This window comes from Desulfovibrio sp., from assembly GCF_035644575.1.
In the GTDB taxonomy this organism is placed as follows: Bacteria; Desulfobacterota; Desulfovibrionia; order Desulfovibrionales; family Desulfovibrionaceae; genus Desulfovibrio.
Genome location: NZ_DASQOG010000078.1, coordinates 1 through 6,847 on the forward strand (window position 1 = coordinate 1; position 6,847 = coordinate 6,847).

Below are 6,847 nucleotides of genomic sequence, written 5' to 3' on the forward strand. Positions count from 1 at the left end.
TTGTGACCTCCTTTTGATTTGTTCGTTTGCAGTTGCCAGACCGCAAGTCGTTGTAACAAATCAAAAGGAGTTTTGCTGACATGCTTAAAGCTTTAAGCTTTACGGAACCCCCCGCCTAGCGGGGGGTTTTCTACATACAAATAAAAAGTGATGCCTTTTTTAAGACATCACTTTTTGCCGCGCATGAATCGCTCGTGAATCTGCGCAATTTACAAACAGAAGCTTTATCCGCGTGGATAAGCAATAAGGCCCGGTATGAAGCATCTGGTAAGGATGGGCCTTGCCCTCCGCCATAGGCGAGGTATTCAGCGCAGTTGCTACGCGCCAGACTTCATCTTTTGCACCAGGCCCTGCAAATCGCGCGTCTGCCCCGCCAACTGCTCCACAGCCTGGGCGGACTTGCTCATAATTGAAGCTGTATCGCGCGAAATACCATTGATTTCTTCAATACTGCGGGTGATTTCTTCCGATGTGGCAGACTGTTCTTCGCTGGCGGTGGCAATGGCGCGCACCTGATCGCTCGCGCCGTCAACCATGGTCACAATCTCCCGCAGCACCTCGCCGCAACGCCCGGCCATTTCCGTTGTGCGCTCCACAGCGGCAAGGGCGCGCTCCATATTTTCTATGTTGGCGCTGGTGCCGCTCTGGATGCCGCTGACAGCCTCGCCCACCTCGCGGGTGGCTCCCATGGTTTTTTCCGCCAGTTTGCGCACCTCGTCCGCCACCACGGCAAAACCGCGCCCGGCGTCGCCAGCCCGCGCCGCCTCAATGGCCGCATTGAGGGCCAGCAGGTTGGTCTGATCCGCAATATCCGAAATGACAGACATGATCTGCCCGATGTTGCCCACCATGCCGCCCAGCGTATCCATGGAATTTTTCAGCTCGGCGGAGACGCGCCGCACCTCGTCCATGCCGTCCACCACCTGACGCATGACGCCGGAACCTTCATTGGCCCTGTTGTGCGCGACATCCGTGCTTTGCGCGGTGTTAGCGGCATTCTGGGCAACCTCAAGCACGGTGGCGTTCATCTGCTCAATGGCTGTGGCGGCCTCGCCCACGCGGGCAGACTGGCGCTCCGCGCCAAGGCTGGCCTGACGCACCTGCGCAGATATGTCCCCGGAAACGGACGAAATCCCCTCCACCGCGCGTTCAAGCTGCGCGGCGGCTTCCATCATGCCCTCCGCCCTGGCGCGTTCTGCCGCGGCCTTGGCGGCCTGAGCTTCATCCGCAGCCTGCCGGGCGCGGCGGCCTTCTTCCGCAGCCTCGGCGCTCTTGCGCTCGGTTTCGGCTATCTTGCCCTTGAGCGTGCCCACCATACCCTCAATGCTGTCGCGCAGGGCGGCCATTTCCGCACTGTAACTGCCGCTGGCCCGGGCCTCGAGGTCTCCGCCAGCCACGGCGCGCGCAAAGCTGATCACCCGTCCCAGAGGCCGGGTGACAGACAGCAGCACCAGCAGGGCAATACCCGCGCCGCACACAACGCTGCCGCAAATGGATATCAACAACAGGCGTTCTGTACCGCGCGTTTGCTCTGCCAGTTCACGCTGGCTGGATACCACACGTTCCATGAACTCGGTTTCCAGCGCTTCCAGATTCTTTTCGGTAGTATGAACGTGATTCTTGTAGGTTGTGTAGTAGGCATTGGCCTGCCCGGCGCTCATGCCGCCAGAGCCGGAAGCTATGTCTGAAGAAGTGCGGCGCACCACGGCATCGTAAGCCGCAAATGCCTGTGCCGCCTCCTGCGCCTGGGCCACGGCTTTGGCTCCGGCCTGGGGATTGCCCCCCAGGGCGGCCTCCAGCTTTCGCAGGGTCTCGCCCAGTTCAGACGCAATTTCATCCAGCTTACCCAGATATCCTTTGAGCGCCTTGCTGTCGCCCATGTTCAGCAGGATGTCTTTTTCAGCCTTGCGGTAAAGCTGCATATCCAGGGATGCTTCTTGCAGCAGATTGATGGTGGGCAGTTCATGCCTGCCCAGCATGCCCAGCGTTTCGCGCTGCGCGCGCAAGGCCAGCATGGCCAGGCTGCCGGATATGGCAAAAATCAGCAGAATCACGCCAAAACCGCTTGCCAGTTTAACCCGAAGCGACATGCCCATAGTGTCCTCCACTACGCGGATAAATCGTGAGGGGGGATCTATTTTGATAGTCCTACCTACGCACCGCACCTGTCAATGGCAATTATGGCCAACGCCGCAAAATATATGCACGGCGTTGCCTTCTTGCCTGAACTGTATCATTTTAAAAATCATGCACGGCTGCGCAACAGGCCGCGCCGAACCCCAGCAAGGAGAATCCCGTGAGCGCCAACACCAGTGAACAGGCCCTGACAAGCCTTATCAAATGGCTGCGCAACCGCCATGCCGAAGTGATGGCGGCGGAGGCGCAGGCCCTTGCCCGCCTTGACGCCGGGGATACCCCCGGCCATAATGACCACATGCGCCTCAAGGCCGAACTGCTTGCAGCCATGGCCGAAGACGCCAAGCCCCTGCTTGAGCCGCTGCCGGGCGAAACGCGCTTCAATTACGCACTCGCTCTGGAAGGCTTTTCGGCAAGTGCCAGAATGTCTTTGCGTCTGAACTCAATTTTTTATATGTCAGCCCTGCTCTACCCCGATGATCACAAGCCGGGACAGCCCGACAACCTCACTCTGTGCATTGACCGCATGGAAAAAATGGGCCTTGATTTCAGAACAGAATAATCCGGACTTGAAATTTTGGCCTTGCCGACAGCTGGCAAGGTTTTATCTTGAAAACAGCAAGGCCGCAGGCAGCTCCCACGCGCTGACGGCTCAACACCACAAGGAGATCCCCATGAAGCTTCTGCACATAGCCCTCGCTGCCGTGCTCTGCCTTTGGGCCGCCTCTGCCCAGGCCAACCCCGCCGCGACCGATGCGCCCAAGGTTGATAAATTCGTGCTTATGGATACCAACAAGGACGGCAAGGTGTCATACGAGGAATTCAAGGCGTATTTTCCCAACATGCGCGAAGAAGCCTTTGCAGTTATTGATAAAAACGGCGACAAAGCCATTGACCGCGCTGAATGGGACGAATTTGTATCCAACCATTCCTCCGGTCACATGGGCGGCAGCATGGGCAACATGATGGGCGGCCAGGGCGGCATGCCCGGCAACGCCATGATGCCCACCCCCGGCAGCGCAGACATGCCCCTGGTGACGCCCCCCAATGGCAAATAAACGCCCCGCGCCATTTCCGCAGCCCTGGCGTCAGCACGGCGACCAGGGCTGTGCTGCTCCTGAGCGGCAGCCCGAAAGATCAAAAACGGCTGCCGTTCCGCTTTCTGCTGACGCGCCCAAGGGTGCGCCGCGCCGACAGGGCGCCAGAGCCACCGCACACGCAGACAACAAGCCCGCGCCCGCGCGCAAGCCGCCCTTTCCCGATCTGCTGCGAGAGAACGCGCAGCAACGCAAGGCTGTTGCCCCAGAATCTCTGTGGGCGGACGCGCCGCAGGCAGACGCTGCCGGAGCGCAGCCCCAGGGCCGCTTGCGTCAGCCACGTTTTGTGCCCATGAGCGCGGAAGAAATGCGCGCCCTTGGATGGGATCAGCTTGATATACTGCTGATCAATGGCGATGCCTACGTTGACCATCCTTCGTTTGGCAATGTTCTGCTGGCCCGCTGGCTGATCCATCATGGTTTCCGTACCGGCATTGTGGCCCAGCCCGGCTGGGAAAATACTGACGATCTGCTCGTCATGGGCCGCCCGCGCCTGTTCGCCGGGGTGAGCGCCGGGGCGCTTGACTCCCTGCTGGCGCACTACACGGCCTTTCGCAAAAAGCGGCACGACGATGCCTACACGCCCGGCGGCAAAGCTGGGGCGCGCCCCAACCGCGCGTGTCTGGTCTATGCCAACCTTGCCCGGCGAGCCTTTCCCGGCCTGCCCATCATTCTTGGCGGCATTGAGGCCAGCCTGCGCCGCGTTTCCCACTACGATTTCTGGACAGACTCCCTGCGCAAACCCATTCTCATGGATGCCAAGGCTGACCTGCTTATCTGGGGCATGGGCGAAAAGGCCATCATTGAATGCGCCCAACGCCTGGACAGGGGCGAAGATATTCGCGGCATCCCCGGCACGGCCTGGATGAACAAGTTGGACGCCTCCGGGCATCCGGCCAATCTGCCGCCTGCCCTTGAGGACGAACCGTGGGTTGCCCTGCCCTCGCACGATGAAATTCTGGCTGACTCTTTCCAGCTTCTTAAACTGACGCAGGAGCTGGAACGGCAGGTACACCGCCTTGACGCCTGGGCCTTTGAGCCTGTGGGCGACCGCGCCGTGGTGCTGGCCCGCCCCGCCCAGCCTCTCACCACCGAAGAAATGGACGACCTCTACACTCTGCCTTTCACCCGGCTGGCGCACCCGCGCTACAGGGAGGCTATCCCCGCGGCGGAGATGATGCGTACCAGCATCACAAGCCACAGGGGTTGCGGCGGGGGGTGCTCGTTCTGTTCGTTGGCCCTGCATCAGGGCAGGCGCATCAGCTCGCGCTCCGAACAGTCGATTCTTGCCGAGGCACGCCTGCTGGGACAGCAGAACGTGGCCCGTGGCAAAGGCCCGGTGGCGATCTCTGACGTGGGCGGTCCCACCGCCAATATGTGGCAGGGACATTGCGCGCTGGACAGCCGCACTGCGCAGGACGACGACATGTCCAAACCACGGGTCAAAAGCGCCTGCCGCCGCACCAGTTGCTGTTTTCCCAGCGTGTGCAAATCCTTCATCACGCCGCAGCGCAAACATGTGGAGCTGCTGCGCAAGGTTGCAGCCCTGCCGGAAGTCAAGCAGGCCCGCGTGGCGAGCGGCGTTCGCGCCGACCTTGCCCTGCGCGACGCCGAGGCCCTTGCCGCCTATACAGGCGAATTTACAGGCGGCCAGCTCAAGGTTGCGCCGGAACATTGCGCGCCCTCTGTGCTTGAGCTCATGCGCAAGCCCTCGCTGGACGTGTTTGAGGCTTTTCTGGAAAGCTTTGTGCGACAAAGCCGCGCCGCAGGGCGGGAACAGTATGTGGTGCCGTATCTTATGAGCGGTTTTCCCGGCTGTACGGATGAAGACATGCGCACCCTGTCGCACTGGCTGCGGCAACGGCACTGGAATCCGCAGCAGACGCAGTGTTTTATCCCCACGCCCGGCACCATTGCCACGGCCATGTTTTATTGCGAGCGCGATGAACTTGGCGAGCAGATTTATGTTGCCCGCACGGATGCCCAGCGCATGCGCCAGCACTACATTCTGATGCCCGCCACGGAGGACAGGGACGCCCCCCGGCGGCCCGGTTCGCGGCCGGGTGTCCGGCCCAACACCCGGCCAAACGCTCGTGGTGACGCTCATGGTGACGCTCGCAAACCTGACGGCACCCGGCCCGACAGAGCTGGCAAGCCTCAGGACAGGGCAAGACCTTCCCGAAACCCGCAAGGGCAGAGGGACGAGCGACCTGCACGGCGGGAAGACAATGATCGTGGTGCCGCACAAGGCAGGTCAGGCAAGAGTGAAAACCCACAACGGGGCAAGGATTCACGCTTTGGCTCTGATGATCGCGGCCCTGACCGCAACGGCAAACGAGGCGATGGACGGCGCGGCGGAAGACGCGCGTAACTGTGCCAACAGGTGTTTCACAAGGAGGCAACCATGTCCCGCCCACTGACTTCAGAAGATGATCGGCTGACCCGTCTGGAAGAACTGACCTTTTTTCAGGAGGAACGCATCAAGGCTCTTGATGCGGCGCTCACCGCCCAACAGTTGCAACTGGACAAGCTGGAGCAGGATTTTTCCGACGCAACATCCGTGATCCGCCTGTTGCGCGAAAAGCTTGGCGACCAGCCGGAAAATTCGCTGCCGCCCCACTCCATGCCTGAACGCTGGTAGCAGATGCGCCCGACCGCAGTTTATAACTGTCATAACTACCGAGGGCAGCAGACATACCTCGCCGCCAGCAAGGCTCGCAAGCACAACGTAGTAAGTACTGCGTAGTAAGTACTGCCGCAAATAAAAAACCCGCCAGATGGCGGGTTTTTTATTTGTCTGAGGGTCTGGGGAAAGGCCCCGATCCCTCTCACAGGCAGTCTTTGCTTTAGAAGCCGAAGCCGTCGTTGTTGGCGCCGGAAGTACCGAAGCCGAAATCATCCGGCACGGCGTTTTCTTCAGCAGCAGGAGCAGCTTCATCACCGGCACCGGCGGCAGCGCCAGCGGCAACGCCGCCCACAACCATGCCTTTCAGGCCGTCCTTGATGGCGTCCTTGATGTTCATCATCAGTTCGTCATGATTGATGGCGACCTTGCCCTGGAATTCGGCAACCTGCTTGCGCAGCCCACCCATATCGGTGTTCATGGTCTTGATTTTGGCTTCAAGCTCATCAACCTTCTTGGAAAGAGCGGCAGCGCGGGCTTCAGCGGGTTCCAGAGCGCGCACGCGGTCTTCAAGGGCCACGGCGGCGGCGGTCTGCGCGGCCATGCTGGCGTAGGTTTCGCCAAGGTAGTTCAGCACCTTGTCGCACAGGGCCTTGGTCAGGCCGTCCATGCAGGTGAGGGAAACATTGTCGCCAAGGGCGCTGCGGCCAGTGTTGACAAAGGCGTCCCAGGACTGGCCTTCAACCCAGTTCAGGTCGGCAAACTTGGGGTACCAGCGGGCCAGCCATGCGGCGGCAAAGGGGCCAACGGCCTTGGCGCAGGTATCACAGGCAACGGAACGACCGGCAATAAAACCGGCGATTTCCTTGACGTCTACGCCCTCCTTGCCCACAACCAGGGCAAGCACGGACTCCACGGGAAAAACCTTACGAGATGTATCGGACATGGCGGCCTCCTCCTCGGAGATCGTATTTTTTTCAGAAAAGCTCAC

Annotated in this window: 6 protein-coding genes; 4 read left to right on the plus strand and 2 right to left on the minus strand. The window is 60.6% G+C overall.

Annotation, left to right across the window (positions count from 1 at the left end):
• Nucleotides 1-317 precede the first annotated feature (317 nt).
• Complete coding sequence (locus VEZ52_RS04125; RefSeq protein ID WP_324835659.1) at nt 318-2,096, minus strand: methyl-accepting chemotaxis protein; 1,779 nt, start codon at nt 2,094-2,096, stop codon at nt 318-320.
• 200 nt (nt 2,097-2,296) lie between these two features.
• Here VEZ52_RS04125 and VEZ52_RS04130 point away from each other — a divergent pair, with 200 nt between their 5' ends.
• From VEZ52_RS04130 to VEZ52_RS04145, 4 genes are all read left to right on the plus strand, one after another.
• Nucleotides 2,297-2,698: a hypothetical protein gene (locus VEZ52_RS04130; protein WP_324835660.1), complete on the plus strand. Its 402-nt coding sequence runs from the start codon at nt 2,297-2,299 to the stop codon at nt 2,696-2,698.
• A 112-nt stretch (nt 2,699-2,810) separates the two neighbouring features.
• Nucleotides 2,811-3,194: an EF-hand domain-containing protein gene (locus VEZ52_RS04135; RefSeq protein WP_324835661.1), complete on the plus strand. Its 384-nt coding sequence runs from the start codon at nt 2,811-2,813 to the stop codon at nt 3,192-3,194.
• Between the two features lie 331 nt (nt 3,195-3,525).
• On the plus strand, nt 3,526-5,604 hold the full coding sequence (locus tag VEZ52_RS04140) for a YgiQ family radical SAM protein (RefSeq protein WP_324835664.1): 2,079 nt from the start codon (nt 3,526-3,528) through the stop codon (nt 5,602-5,604).
• A gap of 33 nt (nt 5,605-5,637) precedes the next feature.
• Nucleotides 5,638-5,874, plus strand: a complete 237-nt coding sequence (locus VEZ52_RS04145; protein WP_022657521.1) for a SlyX family protein — start codon at nt 5,638-5,640, stop codon at nt 5,872-5,874.
• Between the two features lie 205 nt (nt 5,875-6,079).
• Here the strand turns inward: VEZ52_RS04145 and VEZ52_RS04150 are convergent, their stop codons facing one another.
• The gene (locus tag VEZ52_RS04150; RefSeq protein ID WP_324835662.1) at nt 6,080-6,802 is read right to left on the minus strand and encodes a hypothetical protein; all 723 of its coding nucleotides are present in this window, start codon (nt 6,800-6,802) and stop codon (nt 6,080-6,082) included.
• Nucleotides 6,803-6,847 lie beyond the last annotated feature (45 nt).